The organism is Pyrococcus kukulkanii (genome assembly GCF_041647995.1).
GTDB lineage: Archaea > Methanobacteriota_B > Thermococci > Thermococcales > Thermococcaceae > Pyrococcus.
In genome coordinates, this window is sequence record NZ_JARRIB010000003.1 from 56,501 (window position 1) to 75,683 (window position 19,183).

Consider the following 19,183-nt stretch of genomic DNA (forward strand, 5'->3'; position numbering starts at 1 on the left):
TCACTCCCCATACTTCTTGAAGAGCTCCTCAAACTGCTCATTGGTCTTATCAATTAGGGCCTTAATCTTCTCAACATCACGCTCAAACTTCATTCTACCGATCTCTTCCCTGACTGGCAACTTTGCTATCTCCTCAAGTGGGACTCCCCTGCTTATTGCCTCCATCGTCTTCTCGTAGAAGTTGAGGAGAACCCTCATCATCGTTACCTGCTTCTGGGGTGGACAGTAGGTATCGACTTCATCGAAGGCGTCCTGCTGCAGGTAGTCCTCTCTGAGCATCCTTGCAACTAGCAGGATAGCCCTCTCCCTCTCTGGAAGGGCATCAGGACCCACAATTCTAACGATCTCCTGTAGCTCAGCTTCCTTCTGCAGTAGCTCCATTGCCTTGTCCCTCATCTTCCTCCACTCTGGGTCAACGTTCTTATGCCACCAGCCCTGAATTGCATCTACGTAAAGGGAGTAGCTTGTCAGCCAGTTAATAGCTGGGAAGTGTCTTCTTCTTGCTAGGTCCGCATCAAGGGCCCAGAAGACCTTCACAACTCTCAGGGTGTTCTGAACTACGGGCTCGGAGAAGTCACCGCCCGGAGGCGAAACTGCTCCAATTACACTAACGCTACCCACCCTATAGTCGCTACCCAGGGTTACAACTCTCCCCGCTCTCTCATAGAATTCAGCGAGCTTTGAAGCAAGGTACGCAGGATAACCTTCCTCACCAGGCATTTCCTCAAGTCTTCCTGAAATCTCTCTCAACGCCTCAGCCCATCTTGACGTTGAATCTGCCATCAAAGCAACGTCATAACCCATATCTCTAAAGTACTCAGCAATTGTAATTCCAGTGTAAATTGAGGCCTCTCTCGCTGCGACAGGCATGTTGGAGGTGTTTGCAATTAAAACTGTTCTCTCCATAAGTGGCTTGCCCGTGTTGGGGTCTTTAAGCTTTGGAAACTCCTCGAGAACATCGGTCATCTCATTTCCTCTCTCACCGCATCCAATGTAAACTACTACCTGGGCATCGCTCCATTTCGCCAATTGGTGCTGGGTGACCGTGTTATGGAGTAAAGTTGGCATATTGCCCCCAACGAAATTGTGGGTCTCAGTCGTTACATCGTAAACTTCCTGGGGCTCATCTATGTACCTTATCTCAACGATCTCATCGAAGAGAACGTGGCTAAGGTGGTTCTCGGCTATTTCCTCCATGCCAATGAACTTCGCAAACTTTCTGAAGGTCTCATAGCTCATGTTTTCTCCTGAAAGGTAGTTGTGTATCTCTATCCCAGCTTTCTTGAGCCTGGCGTACGGCCTTCCAATGACCTCGTAGAGATCCTCAACGTCCACTGGAACAACGTCAATGCTTGTGTATCCCCTGCCTTCCCTCTCAACTCCAAGCTTCTCAAGGTTTGCTTTACCGCTTATAATTACCCTATAGTACTTCCTGCCACTCACTTCTTTCTCCCTTATTATAGCATATATACCGAGCTTGGCAAGTAGATAGCTTAGGCCGTAAGCGGCTTCCTCTGAGGCAGTTGCTATCTCTATCTCACCCTTCTTCTCGTTGTAGTGGCCGTCACAAGCTATGTAGGCCTTAATGAATGCCTCCACAACGCTTGGCTTGCTCATGAGAAGCTCCTTAGGAACTTTCCAGTTCCTCGCTTTCTTAGCCCCAGGAACTCCCAAAGCCTTGAAGAATTCCACTAAGGCCTTGCTGTGTATCAGGAGTGCCTTTACAGTTCTATCCTGCACTATCTTCCCTTCAACACCAAAGAGCTCCCTAGCGAGATCATTGGCCCTCTTAAGGAGAGCCTCATCGTTGTTGTATATAGCGACTGTCCTAAGCTTAAGGGTTCCGTCGGCAAGTAGATAGCCCAGGAACTCTGCTAGTTTCTCATCGAGAACTTCCGGTATTCTAACTTTCTTCGGAGATCTAACGTTGACCTCGACATTGAGCCTAACGTCTTCTCCGCCATCTATCTTCTTTGCAACCAAAATTCTGTCTCCCTTCTTTAGGTGCATTGCCATTACTTCCTCTATAACTAGCCCATCTTTTGTTACCCTGCCAGTGAATAGCTTGTGTATCGGGGTGACCTTTATCTTTCTACCTGTCCTGGTCTTTATCTCAACCATTCCCTGGGAGTAGCCCTTGTACACGTGCGTTGCCTTTATCTCAACGATCTTTCCATCCTTGTATCCATAGAGCGTTATTGGTTCATCTAGCTCAGTCCACTCCTCTCCTTCCTTGACTGTCTTCTTGCCCTTATCCTCAAGCTTCTCATAGAGCTCCCTGATCTTTATTAGACCGAACTCCTTCGTTAAGACTAGCGTATCGCCATCCACACACTTTCCGCTTCCGAAGGGTCCTGGAATAGCTGCAGTTCCTCCCTTGGCCTGTGGGAAGAACGTATCAATAACTCTCTGCCCTGTAATGAGCGGAATTTCTGGTGGGAGCTTCTCCTTATATGGTCTCTTCACTCTGACTGGCCACCTCTGATACATCTTTAATTCCTTGATCTCTCCGCTTGGAGTCTTAACCTTTGCAATGACATCTTCAATAGTATATTCTCCTTCATCGGCGATCTCAACTATCTCTCCTTCTATCCCTGGGGGCACCATTATCTTGTGAACAATAATGCTGGTCTCGGGCACTTCACCGATAATATCTCCTCCAACGACCTTGTCTCCAACTTTAACCTTTGGAGTGAAGTGCCACTTCTTGTCCCTGGGGAGGGCAGGAGCTGTAATACCTCTAGCTATGAAGTCGCCACTCTTCTCCCTAAGGATTTCAAGAGGCCTTTGAATACCATCGTATATTGAGGTTAAAAGCCCAGGACCGAGTTCAACACTTAACGATGCTCCAGTTCCAACGACGGGCTCGCCAGGTCTAACTCCAGCCGTTTCCTCGTAAACCTGAATCACCGCCTTGTCTCCCTCAAGTCTAATGATTTCTCCTATGAGACCAAGCTCACCGACTCTAACGACCTCATACATCTTTGCTCCTTTCATCCCATCGGCAACTACGAGAGGACCTGTAACCCTAATTATCCTCCCTTTGGCTGGCATTTCCTTCACCTCTTTATCTCAACCCCTATCGCCCTTCTAACTATCTCCTTTAACAGTTCTTCCCCATAAATGGAACCAAACTTATCTGGGATTTGAAGTATGATTGGAAGGTTAACTTCAGGCAATTCACCTATCTTTTCAGCGAGTCTTTCAGTGATGAGTATAACCCCAATATCATCCCTCTCGACGAGTTCCTTCAGCTTATTTCTAGCTCTCTCAATCGATAAGTCCGAGAGGTCAAACTCATAAGCTTCATGAACCCCCGCAAGCTTGAATCCCACTACGGTGTCTTCATCTCCCATTACTACTATCTTCATGCTACCTCACCAACGAGTTCCTTGATCTTTTCGGGCTTTACGCCATCAACAATGAGCTTTGCAATTGCCCTTAGCTTCCTAACTTCCATTTCCCTCTCCAGGAGATACGTTAGAGCAACGCCAACACTCAGCGGATAGAACTGAGATAACTCTCTCATTCTGGTCAGCCTGTACCTCCTCATGGCCCTCTCAATTGCTTCGATATTGCCACTCTCAAGTTCCTCTCTGACATCTCTCATAACCTGGCCATATTTAGTTCCTTCGAGTTCTCCTATGGCCATTATGTGATCCTCAGCGTTTACCATGGCATCGAGGGTTGCCCTTGAGAGGCTCCCACCTTCAATTATCAGCCTCTTTAGGTTCTCTGGATGCATTCCAGCCATTTTTGCCCTGAGTATCGTTGATATGTTCCTTTCATCTATGAGCATCTTAACGAACTCAAGCAGTATCTCCTTCTCTTCACCTTTTCTTGAGTTTGCATATTTAAACAGCTTCGTATAATAGTTCCTATACAGTTCAAGCTCAAACTCTTGAATACTTATCTCCTTAAGAAGAAGCCTCCTAAGAGGTTCTTCATACTCAGTCCCCTCTAGTATTACTAGTATTTCCTCCATAGTTTTTGCCTCGATTATCGCCTTCACCTTTGGAAGCATCTTGCCCGCAGGTATTATATAATCTTGGGCAGGTAAGCCATGGAGCTTCGCCTTTACGACGTTAGAGATGTTCCTAATATCAACTCCCTCTTCAAGTAGCTCAAAGAATCCTCTCACTCTCTTAGGCATTATTTTTACTATTAACTCTAGTAAATCCACAAGCGAAAGTTCTAGTGCCATCTCAACGTTCCTCAAATTCACGTTCTCAAGGCTCGTCAGCCTTGGTCCATAGTCAGAATCTTCAAGGTTAACCACGAAATTCTGCAGGGTCCTACTTTCTGAAAGCTCAAGTATCCTTTGGTCTGAGAGCAGTCTAGCTTCCATTGCTTTTATCCTGGCATTTGGGTACGAGTAGGGAGTATACTTCCAGATAATCTGGCCGGTTTTATAGGCTACCCATGTAAGGACTACCGCTAATGTCGTGTCGAGTATCGCGGTTATCGTTGATACTTCCATTTGATTCACCCGAAGAGGACTTTTGCTATTTTAGATCTGATCTCACTTTCCATTCTCTCCATTCTCGCCTCGAAGGTGTTGTCTATCCTTATGTCTCCTGCTTCATTTTCAACTACAATCCCTCCAATGGTCTCTATTGCCTCCCCTATTTCTATTGAGACATCCCCAAGCCCAGCTTTCAGTTCATCAATCCGCGAAGCTATTAGGGAGAGTGTCGCCTCATTTGAGTACACCCTAATCTTCTTTTCTCCAAGCTCCTGGACTGCCGACTTCAGTAAGACTTTTATCGTTTCAAAGTACTCCTCCTGAGGGAGCTCCCTCAGCCTTTTCTTAACCTCTTCAATGACCTCCTGAATTAATTTCTCCTGCACGGCTAGTTTTTTTCTCCTTACTTCAAGTCTTGCATTTGCTATTATCCTCTGCTTTTCTAATTCGGCCTGAGTTTTTGCTTTCCTAAGTATCCACTCAGCCCTAGCCTCGGCCTTCCTCTTCGCCTCCTCTTTTATCTTCTTAGCCTCCTTCTGTGCCTCTTCTAGGATGTACTTTATCTTCTGCTCTGCTTCCCTATTGATCTCCTGTATTATTAGCTCAGCTCCAGACATTTTTGTGTCCTCCTAAAAGGATAAAGGATCAGAGGCTCATAATCAGTATTATTGCTCCAACGAGACCAAATATTGCCATCGTCTCTGCCATAGCAGCAAAGATAAGGTTCTGGGTAAATGTCTTGGGGTTCTTGCTGACTGCACCAACGCCAGCACTTGCAATGATACCCTGTGGGATTGCTGAAAGCCCCGTAAGACCAACTAAAAGACCTGCACCGAACAAGATTGCGCTCTTAATGAGATTCTGAGTAGTTGGTTCGGCGAACTTGAAGCCCCCTCCACCGATTATCCCCGCCGTCATTCCTATCAGGAACAGGGTAATGAGACCGTAGATACTCTGGGTCATTGGAAGACCCTCAAGAATCAATGCATTCCTGAAGTTCTTCTCATCTTCTGCCACTGCTCCTGCGGCAGCGGCACCAGCTATCCCAACTCCAAACGAAGATGCAGCTCCTGCTATTCCTGCTCCAAGCGCCATACCCAGGGCAACGTAAACTATTGGATCCATATCATTCACCTCCTATTTCTATCTCTAACTTAGATACCTCCCTCTTAGCCGCAAATGGCTCAAACCTTCTACCTTCACCCGAATAAAACGTTCCAAAGAATTCAACATAATGGAGACGGAGAGCGTGAACAAAGGCACCTAAAGCATTTATCGCCGTTGAGAAGATGTGCCCACCTATAAAAACTATAATTCCTATGAGTATACCGAGAGGAACGGGGCCAATTTTAACTCCCCATATCATCTGAACCATGATATTAATTACGAGTGCAATTCCAGAAGTCGCCAGTGCAAGAGCCATTAGTCTAGCGTAGCTGAGCCAATTACCTACAAACCCAAAGAAATCCGAAATTATCAGCAACAGTGCCATGGCCCCATTGCTCATTACCTCACCTATAGCGAAGAGGACCAAGCCAAGACCAAATACTCCCTTAAACGCGATTTCAGGAATTTCAAGCTTTGAGGAAAGAGCGTACAGAGTAATGCCTATTATTATCAGGAGCCAAGGTAACTGTTCAAACACTGCACCTTTCTTGTCACCATTCTTCCACCTAACTATGAAGCCCAGAAGGTATCCGGTGAATAAGTGTGCAAGACCTATAGCGAGGGCTACCATGAGAACGTCCATTGCCTGCTTCATAGAGTCCATAAGCCTAGGAACGTGGATTCCTATCATGTCAAGGGCATTGCCAAAGTAGCTACCGAAGGCTATTCCAAGAATCATTGTGAAAGCGGATGCCCAGAGCATTATCTTGGCGAATTTCCAAGTTCCATCCCTAAGCTTTGAATGGCCTTTTACAAGCAGAGCAGATATCACTCCAAGGAGAAGACCATACATGAAATCCGTGAGCATGAAACCGAAGAAGAATGAGTACGTGAATGCCATGATCGGTGTTGGATCTATCTCATTATACTTAGGAACTCCATACATTTCCGTCAGCATTTCAAACTGACTTATGAAATCAGGATTCCTAAGTTTAACGGGAACGTTTTCAATCTCTTTCTCTGTGGGCTCTCGTACGTTAATGTAAACTTTTCCTTGGGTTATCTTTTTTATTCCTTCAATTATTTCGTCAAGTTTTGATTTTGGAACCCAACCCAAAAGTCCAAATGTCATCTCAGTCTTAACAAGATACTGAAGGTAGTTTGCTTTGTCCCTCTCGTTATCCATTAGCTCTTTATAAAACAATACTTCTTCATAATATTTCTCTGCTATTTCTCTACCCCTAGCTCTAACCCGCTCTAATTCATCCTCTTTTTCTCTTAGTTTGTTCATATACTCAGGGATGAGATCTCTCGGCAATCCTTTACCCTCTGGTATTTCAACTTTCTCAAATCCATACTTTGCAAGTATTGAAGCAATTTTACCGGCATCTTCTTTAAGTGTCACAACTACAAGAAGAGAAATTGCCCCGAGATCTTTCCTAAGAACATGTACTTTACCAGAAGTAGCTTCAACCATTTCTTTTATTGCTTTTTCAACCTTTTCCCTCTCTAGGGTTCCAACCTCAATGTTTAAGAAACTTCCAGGCCTAAGATATTCTACCTCAATATTCAAGGCTGATAGGAGCTCCAAAACCTTAATAGAAGACTTTATATTCGATATCTCATTTGAAATCCTGGTAGCTTCACTTTCGATTTCCCTAATCTTAGGTTCTACCTGAGAGAGGAAAGATTCAACGTCCTTAATTAAAGCCTCTATTCCACGATATCTATAACTTCTTTTCTTCTTTTCTTTGGGGAAGATGAATTCCTTAATCCCGCCAGATTTAGGCGGAAGATATGACCTAAGGGTGTCCACTAACCTTGAAATTGTAATGCTATACGAGGTAGCCTTCCTATAATATTCATTAGGTGTCTCTCTCTGGATATCTTCAATAGGTATCTCCTCAATGTGAACGGTTCCTCTCTCGTGAAGGAAAGTCAGGAGTACGTCACGAAACCTAGTTAGTGTAACGACCTCTAATTTTACCATCTCTTCAGGCTTAAACATGCCTACATCCCTCTTATAAGTTTTAAACACTCAGAAACAGCCTGCTCAAATCGTTCTTGTGCCTTTGCTTTGAGTTCTTCAATTTCTTTTTCCCCCTCGGAAAGAATCTTCTTGGCTTCATCCTCACCCTCTTTTTTCTTTCCTTCAATAATTCTTGTTGCTTCTTTCTGGGCGTTATTTATTATCTCTTCCTCAATTTTCCTGGCATCAATTTTTGCATTTTTCACGATTTCCTTGGCTTGAATCTTAGCCTTTTCAATTCTCTCCTCGGCGAGCCTTTCGGCTTTAACGATCTCTCTGAGGATGTCCTCCATGAGCATCATCCCCTTTTTATAAATGTGAAAACACACGAGCAAAATATGGGGACGAATTTATAAATATTTTCGAAAAATGATTGAAAAAATGCAATGGAAGCATACAATGGATGAAATCTGTTCACTCTATCCTCCTTTCTTTTTTGCCTCCATAATTTTCTTCACATCCTGAAGCGCAGAACTTTTTGCAAAAATGACAACTTGCCCCTTATTTGGCAAGACTGTGTCCCCTGAGGGTATTACGAGATTCCCCTTTTCATCGTAAATTGCTATTATCAGAGAATCTTTTGGAAGGCCCAAATCTTTAACAGATTTACCTGCAACTTCATTCTCCTCCGTTATTTGAAATTGAACTATCTCAGCCCCTTCTCTGGGTAATAGGACTCTGTTAAACCCTGGGGTCACAAGAGTCCTAAAGATGTAATTTGCGGCTATGTCTTCAGGGGATACAACAATATCAAAATATGTCTTTAACTCTTTAACTTCTTCAAAAACTTGCTTCTTAGTTGGATCCGTAATTCTTAAAATTGTCATAATATTTGGGTTTATATGCTTCACCAAGATACATGCCAAAATATTTGCATCATCCCTCCCAGTTAAAGCAGCGAAAGCATCTGCTTTTTTTACATTAGCCTCCTCCAAAACCTTTTGGTCGGTGGCATCCCCTTCAATCACGAGTCCAGTTATGTGTTCCGAAATTTCTTTGGCCCTCTCCTTATTCATCTCGATTATCGCAACATCATGGCCAGCGTTTTCAAGCATCTTAGCGACTAGGGTTCCTATTCTTCCAGCCCCCATGATTATGATGTACATTGAATCACCTCCTCTCTCCGATTAGTACCTTAGCTATCTCTCCATATGCTGGCCTAGTTATGAGGATCCCCACTAGGACTCCTAAGATAGTTGTGAATGCAAATCCTCTCAGACCCCCAACAAAGAACTTGAAGAGAAAACTCATTGCAACTATTGTTGTTGTTGCTGATGCCAGGATTATGAAAAAGGCTCTTCCCATTCTTTTTAGAACTCCACTCCTTTTTATCAACCGTCTCTTCCCCCCACCCACTTCACCAAGGAGCTCATCCGTAATCACTATTTGTTGATCAACACCAGTCCCAATTGCGGCTATTATTCCAGCTATGCTAGGTAGATCAAGATTCCATCTGATCATCGAGGCAATACCAAGGATTATTAGAACCTCACTGAAACTCGTAAACATAACAGGAATAGCTATTTTAAATCTCCTGTAGTGTAGGTATACAATCGCTCCAACGACCAAGAGAGCCGCAATGCCTGCAATTAAAACTTGTTGTTTGAAGTTTTCACCAAGTTTTGGAGATATGTAGTCTATCCTTTCAATTGAAAGTTTTACTGGAAGGGAACCACTTCTAAGGACAACAGCCACAATCTGTGCATCATTCCTTGCTCGGATGTCATTCTGAGATCCTCCAATTGATATCATGACCTCAGTCTGGGGCTGTCCAGTAGCAAGTCCCGAGCCAACCTTATATGGACCATAAAGTCTGAGTACCCTCCTAACGAACTCGTCCATTTCCTCTCCCTTTTCCTTAGTCCAAATCTCAACATTTAACCCCAGAGCCTTAAGTTCTTTTGTAAGATTATTATCCACATCGACTAATATTATCCTCTCTGAGTTTTTTGTAACCTCGGCTATTTCCTCTGGTGTCTGATTATTGTATACTATGATCTTTATATTAAAGGCCTTCTCAATTCTCTCAGCTAACGTCATATCTCCCGACATTATGAATTCAGGAGATATCAATGCATTGTAGAATTCTTTTGAAACTACAAGGGTTGAATTGACGGGAGGATCTAAGAACATGTCAACAGGATATCCGGCCTTTCCTCTTGCCAATTCTGCAAACTTTTCTGCTGCTTCCTTTGAAAGCCTAAAGGGTACGACCCATGCACTTTGCCTTGGATCATAACCAACGCTACCCACATTAAGAATGTCTTTTCCAGTAGCAAATATAACCCCCTCAAATTCTGCATAGAATACACCCTGCCTCTCTATCGTTTTAACTAATTGGTCAGCTTCCTCTTCGCTTACCCTTGCAACTTTAATTATTACAAATTGGTTACCCCAGGGCTCTATTGTAATATCTTTAACACCTAAGGCATTAAGCCTCTGGTCCAGGGCTATTCTTACCTGTTCCATTGTTTGGGGATCAACAGGCTTCTCAAGCTTTACAGTTATGGAAATTCCACCGCTTATATCGAGGCCAAATGTTAGTCCTCTTGTTGCCAGGGAAATTATGGAAATCATCAAAAAGAATATGAGTAGGATAACCCTGCCATTTAACAGTATCTTCTTCCATTTCATTTTTTACCCTCCCTCTTGGTTATATACAATCTTAGAACCCCCGCATTTAATATCCAAGTATTCATGAAATCTGCAAGTAAACCGAATATCAGTACTGAGGCTATATCATCTATAACCTGGGCAGTCGAGAAGAGCCACAAAGATGCCAGTGCTCCTAATGTAGTGGTGCTCATCGTGAATCCAGTCTTAAGAGATGAATAATATGCCTCTTCAACCGTAAACTCCTTCCGTTTTAAAAGTCTCGTTGTTAGGAGGATATTACTGTCTACGGAATAACCTATAAGCATGAGTAAAGCTGCAATAGTTGCCTGACTAAGCTCTATCCCAAAAATGTCCATTAATGCAATGGCGATCACCATATCTGAAAACGCTGAGAACACAACTGTAAGCGATGGAACTGGAACCCTAAAGAATAAGAAGACCACAATGGCCATACCTATAAATGCATAGGTTATGGCCTTTATTCCCTGTTCCTTCACCATTCTACCGAAGGTAGGTCCTATCACAGTTGTCTGTGGTTCAACATTTGGAAACAGCTGTTTTAGTGCCTCCTTAACCTTATCAACATTTTCTCCAGCCGGGATATAAACCCTAATCCCTCCTCCACCTGTTACACTTGTGAACTTCTCTACATTTACACTTATTCCTGTTTCTTCCCTTATTTTCTCGGCAATAGTATCAGGATCTGCAGTCACACCTTGAAGAGTTATTACCGAGCCCCCCTGGAGTTCTATACCCTCTTTAACTATGCTTCCTGTGGTAATATAGTTAGCCAATATTATTATCAACGCAATACCAAAAACTATGAGGGGATACATGATCATTTTCCTGGGTTCCATTTCAACTAAAATCTTCAACTTCTCTTTGATCACGTTATCACCTCTGAACACCGAATTCAACTCCTGAAATAAATCACTTTTGGTTCAAATTAAGGTAAGACTTAAAAGTCAAAGATAAACCAGGATGTGAGGATTATGATAGCACTTGGGATAGAAGGGACAGCTCACACACTTGGCATTGGAATCGTTACAGAAAATGAAGTACTAGCTAACGTTTTTGATACTTTAACAACTGAAAAAGGGGGGATACACCCGAAAGAAGCCGCAGAGCATCATGCTAGGCTTCTAAGGCCCTTATTGAGGAAAGCCCTTAATGAAGCAAAAATAACTCTTGAAGACGTTGACGTCATAGCTTTCTCTCAGGGCCCAGGATTGGGGCCCGCCCTACGAGTTGTAGCTACAGCAGCGCGTGCACTTGCCATAAAGTACAACAAGCCCATCGTCGGAGTAAATCATTGCATTGCCCACGTAGAAATAACAAAGATGTTTGGGGTAAAGGACCCAGTAGGACTTTACGTTAGTGGCGGAAATACTCAAGTTCTTGCCCTGGAAGGGGGAAGATACAGAGTTTTTGGTGAGACTTTAGACATTGGGATAGGAAATGCAATCGATGTATTCGCTAGGGAATTGGGGTTAGGATTCCCAGGGGGGCCAAAGCTTGAGAAGCTAGCCCAGAAAGGTGAAAAATATATAGAGTTACCATATGCCGTTAAAGGCATGGATTTGAGCTTTTCTGGGTTACTAACGGAAGCTATTAGAAAATACAAAAGCGGTAAATACAGAGCGGAAGATCTCGCGTACTCATTTCAGGAGACAGCATTTGCCGCTTTAGTGGAGGTAACTGAGAGAGCCATTGCACACACGGAAAAAGATGAGGTCGTCCTTGTAGGAGGCGTTGCGGCAAACAATAGGCTTAGGGAGATGCTCAGAATTATGGCCGAAGACCGAGGAATAAAATTCTTTGTGCCCCCTTACGAATTATGTCGAGATAATGGAGCAATGATAGCTTACACCGGATTAAGAATGTACAGAGCAGGGATAAAGTTCAAGCTTGAGGAAACTATAGTAAAGCAGAAGTTTAGAACTGACGAGGTTGAGATAACATGGTAGATTTTTTACCCTTTGCATATAGAGTCTCACTATTCCTAATATTCCTGGTTCTTATGGTTTACAGTATCCGCCAATATATAGAAAGCCCCCCAGAATTTAAGTCGCTCTTTAGAAACAGCTCCATCCTGTTTGGAGTTGCCTCACTAGTTAGGTTCATTGATGTCCTATACCTATACATTTCTATCCCATATTATCATGATATCCATGTTCTTGGACATGTTGTGGTATTGGTTAGCATTTCATGGATATACATCAGCTTCACCAGAAGGTTAACGAGCTTTTTCTATCCAAAAGAACCAAAAATTAAAGGTGTTCATGCATACTTAGTGACATCACTTATAGAGGTAGAAAGCTTGCTAAGAGGGTCAAAAGTACTTGCCATAACAAGGAATCCCGAGATTTACAGGAAGTACAATGCAAAAGTAGTCTGGGTGACAACGACAAAGGAAAAACATGGTGTATCTCCAACGGCACTTCATGTTATCCTTGACTTGGCCATTAGGTTTGCCCAGGAAAATAATGGTGGGGTGGTGGTTTTAGATTGTGTAGAGTTCCTAACCTTATATAACGGCTTTAAATCAACGTATAAGTTTCTTACAAATTTGAAAGATCACCTTCTGACAAAGGGGGCAAAGCTTATCATAATAACAAATCCTCAAGCCCTAGACAAGAAAGAATGGAACTTACTTAGGAGAGAGTTTATCCAACCGGAGAACGTCCTTTCTCTTTAATACAAGAACCCCTCCTATAAATGTAGGAGCCCAAAATGAGATTATCCTATCGAGAACCGTGGCAGAAACTGCCACCGTTTTTTCCACACCAACAGCTAGGAATAAGGCAGATTGGATAGTTTCACTAATTCCTATCCCTCCTGGGATAACACTAATCATGGCTAAGGCCATTGACGCCATTTTAACAAGCAAAACCTGAAGCAGGGACACCCTATTCCCCAAGCTTAAGAAAATAAAATACGTTCTTAAAACGTCAGAGAGCCATAACACAAATGACCAGAGTGTACTAAATACAACGTCTCTCTTCCTTTTTGATATACCAATAAGTGTTGATTTAAATTCTCTAATTCCTCCCTTTATCTTACTTTCCATTTTTTCTTCGTAGTTTGAAAGTCTACTCGGGAAAATCCTTCTAAAAATCCTAAATATCCCCATTATCAATGACATTGCATAATTTTCCTTAACAGAGAACACAACCGTAATTATGACAACAAGCATTAAAAGAATCAAGGACAGCAAAAGAACCCATACTATGACTTTTATTCCGTGGACAACTGAATATATAAGAGCTATTAGCATTAGCATGGCAACGGGTATAATGTCGAGGATTCTATCAGCCATGACAGTCGCAAAAACCTTTGGATATGTACCGTTTGAAGATTTTGCAATATATAATGCCTTAACAGCCTCACCGCCCGTCCTGGCACCTGGTGTCAAGTTGTTAAGGAATATACCAACAAACACACCTTCAATTACCTTAATAAATGAGGTTCTAATATTCGCCCCTCTTAGGAACACACCCCATCTAATAGACCACGAGAGAATAGCTATGCAATACATAAGAACAGCCAAAGCTAGATACTTTAGATTAGCTTGAAGCATTAAACCTATGGTATCCCTAATACCCGCCCACCACAACAGGACTATGATTATTCCAATCCCAACGATAATTGTTAAGTACTTCTTGGCATTCATTAATCCCTCACCTTTCTGAGCTTAGCTATAAAGAAGCCCTGAGTTAAGTGTTTGTGAGGATAAAACCTTTGAACCTTTTCAAGTCCGATTCCTGGGGAACCTATAAAGAGCGACTGCTCCTCAAGCTTCATTCCCTTTTTTATCATGAACCTAACGTTTTCCTCATTCTCCTCATAACTCAGCGTGCACGTAGAGTAAACTAAGACACCTCCCCTCCTCAAACTCTTAATTGCAGCCCATATGAAGGCCCTTTGGTACCTTGCAGTGGCTTCAATATGCCTTGGCGTCCTCTCCTCCCATAACTTTGGCCTAACTCCTAGGGCAGTACATGGAGCATCAAGAAGTATCTTGTCCGCTTTTATTCCTAAATCGGGTAAGCTCCTTGCGTCCATCTGAATTAATTTCACGTTCTTAACGCCAAGCCTCTTAAGGTTCTCCTCCATTTTTTTAAGCCTATTTTTTGATTTGTCTATGGCAATTATTTCACCTCTATTTTGGAGGAGTTGAGCTATGTGAGTAGTCTTACCGCCAGGAGCAGCAGCCATATCGATTATTACATCCTCCTCTTGAGGTTCCAGAACCCTAGCAGTGACCATTGAGGGGAGACTTTGAGGATAGAAGTAACCCTTCTCAAAGGCCTTAAGCTCGCTTAAACTCGGAAGCTTAAATTTAGGCAATGTAACTTCAACAGCTAGTCCTCTTGTAGCTTCTATCATTTCCTTGTAATCCATCCTTGCAATCCCAACACCAACAAGGAGTCCCCTAGAATCTCTAATTTGAACCTCATCTCCCTCTCTTATACCTTTATCTGCCTTTAAAACCCCTGGGGCATAAAGCATTGCTCCCTGATAAACACTTTCAGCGGCAAATTTGTTAACGACAACTGTTGGAAGCTTTGGATTATAATCGTCAGGAAAGTTTGGACCCTCCCTGACGAAGTACAAACCTTCCGGGAGATATGGGCTTCGTTTTGGCCTCAGCCCTTCTTTCCTAAGTTCCTCAATTAACTTATCTCGACTTATTTTAAGGGTGTTAACCCTTATATAGTAATGTTCTACGGGCTCCCTAAGCCTTCTCATTATCTCCTCAGCTTCCTTACCGAATAATCTCCTATAATATTCCTGGAGTTCTGGAGGAAATGCCTCTAAGTAACTCATAGGAGATTAAACCTCCTAGCAAGTTCAATAAAATCAAAAAGGTCTTTTTTAAGTTTCTCCTTGTCAAAAGGAAAGTCTACTTCGAAGTTTATCATTTCTTCACTACTCTTAACGATGCTTTCCCAAACCTCCTTAGGATCCCTCGGATGTTCATAATTGTAGAAATCATCAAGAAAGTTTTCCATCCCATAAATGAACGATCTTTGGAATTTACTTATGAATTCCCGCACAAACTCCTCGGTAAGCTCATCCTTTGGAAATGCAAAGACAAAGTAGAAGCCCTGAGGCGTTGCACCAATCTCTCCAGCAGGTTTAACGGTAAATGCCGGATGAGGATATTTCATCTCCTCCCACTTGCCATCTATATAGAGATAGGCGTTAAACACCTCGCTAACGTCCTCAACCTCAAAACCCTCAAGCTCTTCCCTAAGCTCTTCCCTAAGTTCAAAAATTCCTTCCCACATCTTATTTAATAACTCATGGACTTCCCGAATCATCACCCCGGTTTTCAAGTTTACCCCTTAAAACTTTTTAATAGCCCCCATCAATCATAAGCCCGGTGAGTGGTATTGAGTTTAATAACTATCATCTTAGCCATCTTGGCATTCTGGGCTTTGATAATGGTACTGAGCGTAACTAAATTTAAAAATAGCGAAAGCGTTGAGATAGCACCTTTTCAGCTTATATGGAGGACTAAGAAATTTCTAAACTTTATATATAAAATCGGAAGGGAAAAAAAGAATTTTTGGAAAATTTATGGAGATGTGGGGATAGTAGTCGGATTCGCTGGCATGGGTGTTGTCCTATATTACCTTGCTCGTCAAGCATATAAGATACTACACCCCCAGGGCCCAGTAGCCCCTGGAGCCCAACTTGTTATTCCCGGGGTCACGATCCCCCTAACTTATGGATTAATAGCTCTCGCAATTTTGTTAGTTGTTCACGAATTGAGTCATGGATTTGTAGCTGTGGCAGAGGAAATACCCCTAAAATCCGTAGGATTAGTTCTACTATTCATAATCCCCGGGGCGTTCGTGGAACCTGATGAAGATGCCTTTAAGAAAGCTTCATTAAGGAGCAGGTTAAGGGTTCTTGGAGCTGGAAGTTTTGCAAATATAATAGTGGCCTTAATTGCTCTTTTAATAATTAATGGAATAGGACTCGCTTTTGAGCCTGCTGGAGTGGAGATTCAAGGAGTTATAGAAGGAAGCCCAGCAGAAGGAATCCTCCATCCAGGAGATATAATAATTGGAATTAATGGGGAGAATTTCACAACGATCGAAGAGTTCATTAAGATAATGAATGAGACAAGGCCAAACCAAACAATAACCCTAACGGTGCTCAGGGATGGAAAAATTGAAACCCTCAAAATAACTCTAGCAAAACATCCCGAGAAACCAGGAAAAGGATTCATAGGAATTTACCCAACCCAGCATTTAACTTCAAAAATCGGATTTACGAAGGGATTAATGGTCTTATTCTTCACGTTCTACTGGATATATGTTCTTAACATAGGGATCGGACTAATGAACCTACTGCCTCTCTATCCACTGGATGGCGGAAGGATGCTCATGGACACACTCACCGAAAAGTTCCCGAGGCTCGGGAAGCCTATAGGATACTCGATCGTCGCATTGTCCCTTGTACTGCTTATAATAAACATATTGCCATCAATTAGGGGGCTGACAGGATGATTCAAGTGGCAATAGCTGGATCAAGTGACCCAAAGCCACTTGGAACTGCAATTAGAAAGGCGAAGGAATTCGCAAGAGCCCTTCCTCTTAACGTCATCCTTCTTACAGGGGGCAGAGGTGGAATAATGGAAATTGTTACGGAAGAGTTCACTAAGAGAGGTGGAATTGCCGTAGGAATTCTACCCTACAGCGATCAAGGAAATAAATTCAACACCATAAGGATAAAAACGGGTCTAAATCCTGTGGAGAGAAGTGGAATCCTTATAGAGTCGGCCGATGTTCTTGTAGTGCTTGGAGGCGGAGTTGGAACAATGATAGAAGCCCTAATGGCGTACAATCTGGGGGTCCCAGTGATAGTAGTTACGGGGACGGGATACGCAAGTGATAAGCTAGAGGAGTTGGCCAGAGATGGCTACTTTGACCACAAGAAAATAGTTAAAATTATTTTCACAGATGATCCGAGAGAAGCCGCAAAGCTCGCGGTGGAAATTGGAGGGAGAAAAAATGAAGCTGATAACGTTTGATGTCTGGAATACGCTACTTGATCTTAATTTAATGCTTGATGAATTCTCTTTCCAGCTAGCAAAGTTAGCAGGACTATGCGTCGCTGATGTAGTTCAGTCAGTGATTGATGTTAGGGATAACCTGAAAAAGATGAGAGCGAAAGCAAGTGAAGACCCCAGGGAAGTTCTAACGGGCAGTCAGAGGATGCTGGCTGAGAAGCTAGGAATAAGCATTGAACTCGTAAAAAGAGCAGGAGCGAGAGCTGTTCTCTCCATAGATGAAAGGCTTGTGCTTGAAGGAGCTAAGGAGACCCTCAAAGAGGTTAAAGGGAAAGGGATAAACACCGCAGTCCTGGGGAACGTCATGTTCTGGGCAGGCTCATACACGAGACTCCTCCTAGAGAAATTTGGGCTCATGGAATTTATAGACATGAGCTTCTTTGCCGACGAAGTTTTAACGTACAAGCCCAGGAAGGAGATGTTCCAGAAGGCCCTGGAGGCCTTTGGCGTAAGGCCTGAAGAAGCCCTGCACATAGGGGACACCTACGCCGAAGATTACCAAGGAGCGAGGAACGCCGGGATGTGGGCAGTGTGGATAAACCACGAAGGAAGAGAAATAAAAAAGTTAGAAGAGAGAGGATTTGAGGTTCCAAGTATTAAAGGCCTGCTTAAAGTTCTAAATTCATTGGGCTCTTAGTTTTCTCACGAGATCCTCTATAACTCCTAGGAACGTTTCAACTTCCTCAAGGCTGTTGTAGACGTGGAATGACGCCCTAACCGTTCCGTTAATTTTGAGCCTCTTCATAACCGGAAGGGCACAGTGATGCCCACTCCTTACCATTATCTTGTGCTCATCCAGCACTGAAGCGACATCGTGTGGATGTAACGGCGGAACGTTAAAGCTCACAACCCCAGCATGCTTCTTTAAATTTCTAGGACCGTACCATGGAACTTCAAGCTCATCTAGGCCTTCCGTAGTTCTTTTGACTAACTTACGCTCCTGTTTCTCTATCTTGTCAAGACCTATCTTCTCTATGTACCTTATTCCCGCCGCCAGCCCTATTGCCCCACCTATATTGGGGGTTCCAGCCTCAAAGCGTTCAGGAGGCCTGGTTAACTTATACTCATCAAGGGAGACATCCTCTATAGTTCCACCACCTATGAGCGGAGGGTCGAACACCTCAAAGAACTCCTCGTTTATGTAGAGAACGCCAATTCCCGTCGGTCCCATTGGCCCCTTATGCCCAGAGAACGCCAAGAAATCAGCTTTCAGCTTTTTCACGTCAACTTCCATATGTCCAACGCTTTGAGCGGCATCGACAACGAAGATTGCTCCTTCTTCCTTGGCTATCCTACCTAACTCCTCAACCTCATGAATAACCCCCAGGGCGTTAGAAACGTGTTGAACTGCAACGAGCTTTGCATCCTTAATTTTCCTCTCCGCGTCACCCAAATCCAGGTTTCCCTCATCATCGCCCTCTATAAACTCAAGCTTTAGACCAAGCTTTTTAGCCAACCTCTGCCATGGGAGTAAGTTTGAGTGATGCTCATACGGAGTTGTTACTATTTTGTCCCCCTTTTTGAAGATGTGCTCCAGCCCAAGGGCCACTAAGTTTAAGCTTTCGCTCGTATTTTTTGTGAAAACTATCTCCTCAAACTTAGCATTTATGAAGTCCGCAACAACCTTCCTGCTCTCCTCGTACTTGTGAGTTGCAAGTTGGGACAACCTGTGGACTCCCCTGTGAACGTTGGCCCTGTACTTAAGGTAATATTCATTCATGGCCTCTATTACCGGCCTAGGGGTCAGAGAAGTAGCCGTATTGTCGAAATATATCACCTCCCGGGTTAGGGGGATATCCTTCCTAATATCATCTGGAATCTTCATAGTACCACCACCGATGAAAGCTCCTTCAATAATCTTATAGGAATTTCTAGATGT

At 43.2% G+C, this 19,183-nt stretch carries 19 protein-coding genes; 5 read left to right on the forward strand and 14 right to left on the reverse strand.

Features of this window, described 5'->3' with window-relative positions:
- From P8X24_RS06615 to P8X24_RS06660, 10 genes are all read right to left on the reverse strand, one after another.
- Entirely contained in the window at positions 1 to 3,054 is a 3,054-nt protein-coding gene (locus P8X24_RS06615) for a V-type ATP synthase subunit A (protein ID WP_372914719.1), read from the reverse strand.
- Between the two features lie 5 nt (positions 3,055 to 3,059).
- Positions 3,060 to 3,371 carry a V-type ATP synthase subunit F gene (locus P8X24_RS06620; protein WP_372914721.1) on the reverse strand — a complete coding sequence of 104 codons (312 nt, stop codon included), beginning with the start codon at positions 3,369 to 3,371 and terminating at the stop codon, positions 3,060 to 3,062.
- Positions 3,368 to 4,480 carry a V-type ATP synthase subunit C gene (locus P8X24_RS06625; RefSeq protein ID WP_372914723.1) on the reverse strand — a complete coding sequence of 371 codons (1,113 nt, stop codon included), beginning with the start codon at positions 4,478 to 4,480 and terminating at the stop codon, positions 3,368 to 3,370. Before P8X24_RS06625 ends, P8X24_RS06620 begins: the two co-directional genes overlap by 4 nt.
- Positions 4,481 to 4,485: 5 nt before the next feature.
- Positions 4,486 to 5,082, reverse strand: a complete 597-nt coding sequence (locus P8X24_RS06630; RefSeq protein ID WP_372914724.1) for a V-type ATP synthase subunit E — start codon at positions 5,080 to 5,082, stop codon at positions 4,486 to 4,488.
- A 28-nt stretch (positions 5,083 to 5,110) separates the two neighbouring features.
- Positions 5,111 to 5,590 (reverse strand): ATP synthase subunit K, encoded by a 480-nt coding sequence (locus P8X24_RS06635; protein WP_068320075.1) that lies wholly within the window; start codon positions 5,588 to 5,590, stop codon positions 5,111 to 5,113.
- A gap of 1 nt (position 5,591) precedes the next feature.
- Positions 5,592 to 7,580 carry a V-type ATP synthase subunit I gene (locus P8X24_RS06640; protein ID WP_372914726.1) on the reverse strand — a complete coding sequence of 663 codons (1,989 nt, stop codon included), beginning with the start codon at positions 7,578 to 7,580 and terminating at the stop codon, positions 5,592 to 5,594.
- A gap of 2 nt (positions 7,581 to 7,582) precedes the next feature.
- Complete coding sequence (locus P8X24_RS06645; protein ID WP_372915315.1) at positions 7,583 to 7,894, reverse strand: V-type ATP synthase subunit H; 312 nt, start codon at positions 7,892 to 7,894, stop codon at positions 7,583 to 7,585.
- A gap of 126 nt (positions 7,895 to 8,020) precedes the next feature.
- Positions 8,021 to 8,707 (reverse strand): potassium channel family protein, encoded by a 687-nt coding sequence (locus P8X24_RS06650; RefSeq protein ID WP_372914727.1) that lies wholly within the window; start codon positions 8,705 to 8,707, stop codon positions 8,021 to 8,023.
- A gap of 4 nt (positions 8,708 to 8,711) precedes the next feature.
- A complete protein-coding gene (locus tag P8X24_RS06655; protein WP_372914729.1) occupies positions 8,712 to 10,235 on the reverse strand; it encodes a preprotein translocase subunit SecD in 1,524 nt (507 codons plus the stop codon).
- On the reverse strand, positions 10,232 to 11,107 hold the full coding sequence (locus P8X24_RS06660) for a protein translocase subunit SecF (protein ID WP_372914731.1): 876 nt from the start codon (positions 11,105 to 11,107) through the stop codon (positions 10,232 to 10,234). Before P8X24_RS06660 ends, P8X24_RS06655 begins: the two co-directional genes overlap by 4 nt.
- Positions 11,108 to 11,209: 102 nt before the next feature.
- Between P8X24_RS06660 and P8X24_RS06665 the strand changes: the two genes are divergently transcribed.
- Together P8X24_RS06665 and P8X24_RS06670 are read left to right on the forward strand one after the other, a co-directional pair.
- On the forward strand, positions 11,210 to 12,184 hold the full coding sequence (locus P8X24_RS06665) for a bifunctional N(6)-L-threonylcarbamoyladenine synthase/serine/threonine protein kinase (protein ID WP_372915317.1): 975 nt from the start codon (positions 11,210 to 11,212) through the stop codon (positions 12,182 to 12,184).
- Positions 12,178 to 12,915 carry a DUF835 domain-containing protein gene (locus tag P8X24_RS06670; protein ID WP_372914733.1) on the forward strand — a complete coding sequence of 246 codons (738 nt, stop codon included), beginning with the start codon at positions 12,178 to 12,180 and terminating at the stop codon, positions 12,913 to 12,915. The genes P8X24_RS06665 and P8X24_RS06670 overlap by 7 nt, the downstream gene beginning before the upstream one ends.
- Here P8X24_RS06670 and P8X24_RS06675 read toward each other — a convergent pair.
- Genes P8X24_RS06675 through P8X24_RS06685 form a run of 3 tightly spaced genes read right to left on the reverse strand, consistent with a single transcriptional unit; the run spans position 12,868 to position 15,547 of the window.
- Positions 12,868 to 13,890, reverse strand: a complete 1,023-nt coding sequence (locus tag P8X24_RS06675) for a lysylphosphatidylglycerol synthase transmembrane domain-containing protein (RefSeq protein ID WP_372914735.1) — start codon at positions 13,888 to 13,890, stop codon at positions 12,868 to 12,870. The genes P8X24_RS06670 and P8X24_RS06675 overlap by 48 nt on opposite strands.
- Positions 13,890 to 15,047 carry an NOL1/NOP2/sun family putative RNA methylase gene (locus P8X24_RS06680; RefSeq protein WP_372914737.1) on the reverse strand — a complete coding sequence of 386 codons (1,158 nt, stop codon included), beginning with the start codon at positions 15,045 to 15,047 and terminating at the stop codon, positions 13,890 to 13,892. The genes P8X24_RS06675 and P8X24_RS06680 overlap by 1 nt, the downstream gene beginning before the upstream one ends.
- The gene (locus tag P8X24_RS06685; protein ID WP_372914739.1) at positions 15,044 to 15,547 is read right to left on the reverse strand and encodes a DUF3201 domain-containing protein; all 504 of its coding nucleotides are present in this window, start codon (positions 15,545 to 15,547) and stop codon (positions 15,044 to 15,046) included. The genes P8X24_RS06680 and P8X24_RS06685 overlap by 4 nt, the downstream gene beginning before the upstream one ends.
- Positions 15,548 to 15,616: 69 nt before the next feature.
- Here P8X24_RS06685 and P8X24_RS06690 point away from each other — a divergent pair, with 69 nt between their 5' ends.
- Genes P8X24_RS06690 through P8X24_RS06700 form a run of 3 tightly spaced genes read left to right on the forward strand, consistent with a single transcriptional unit; the run spans position 15,617 to position 17,941 of the window.
- Positions 15,617 to 16,741 (forward strand): site-2 protease family protein, encoded by a 1,125-nt coding sequence (locus P8X24_RS06690; RefSeq protein WP_372915319.1) that lies wholly within the window; start codon positions 15,617 to 15,619, stop codon positions 16,739 to 16,741.
- On the forward strand, positions 16,738 to 17,265 hold the full coding sequence (locus tag P8X24_RS06695) for a TIGR00725 family protein (protein WP_068320058.1): 528 nt from the start codon (positions 16,738 to 16,740) through the stop codon (positions 17,263 to 17,265). The genes P8X24_RS06690 and P8X24_RS06695 overlap by 4 nt, the downstream gene beginning before the upstream one ends.
- Positions 17,246 to 17,941, forward strand: a complete 696-nt coding sequence (locus P8X24_RS06700) for an HAD family hydrolase (protein WP_372914741.1) — start codon at positions 17,246 to 17,248, stop codon at positions 17,939 to 17,941. The genes P8X24_RS06695 and P8X24_RS06700 overlap by 20 nt, the downstream gene beginning before the upstream one ends.
- Here the strand turns inward: P8X24_RS06700 and P8X24_RS06705 are convergent.
- Positions 17,927 to 19,129 carry a cysteine desulfurase gene (locus P8X24_RS06705; RefSeq protein ID WP_372914743.1) on the reverse strand — a complete coding sequence of 401 codons (1,203 nt, stop codon included), beginning with the start codon at positions 19,127 to 19,129 and terminating at the stop codon, positions 17,927 to 17,929. The two genes, P8X24_RS06700 and P8X24_RS06705, sit on opposite strands and share 15 nt — an antisense overlap.
- Positions 19,130 to 19,183 lie beyond the last annotated feature (54 nt).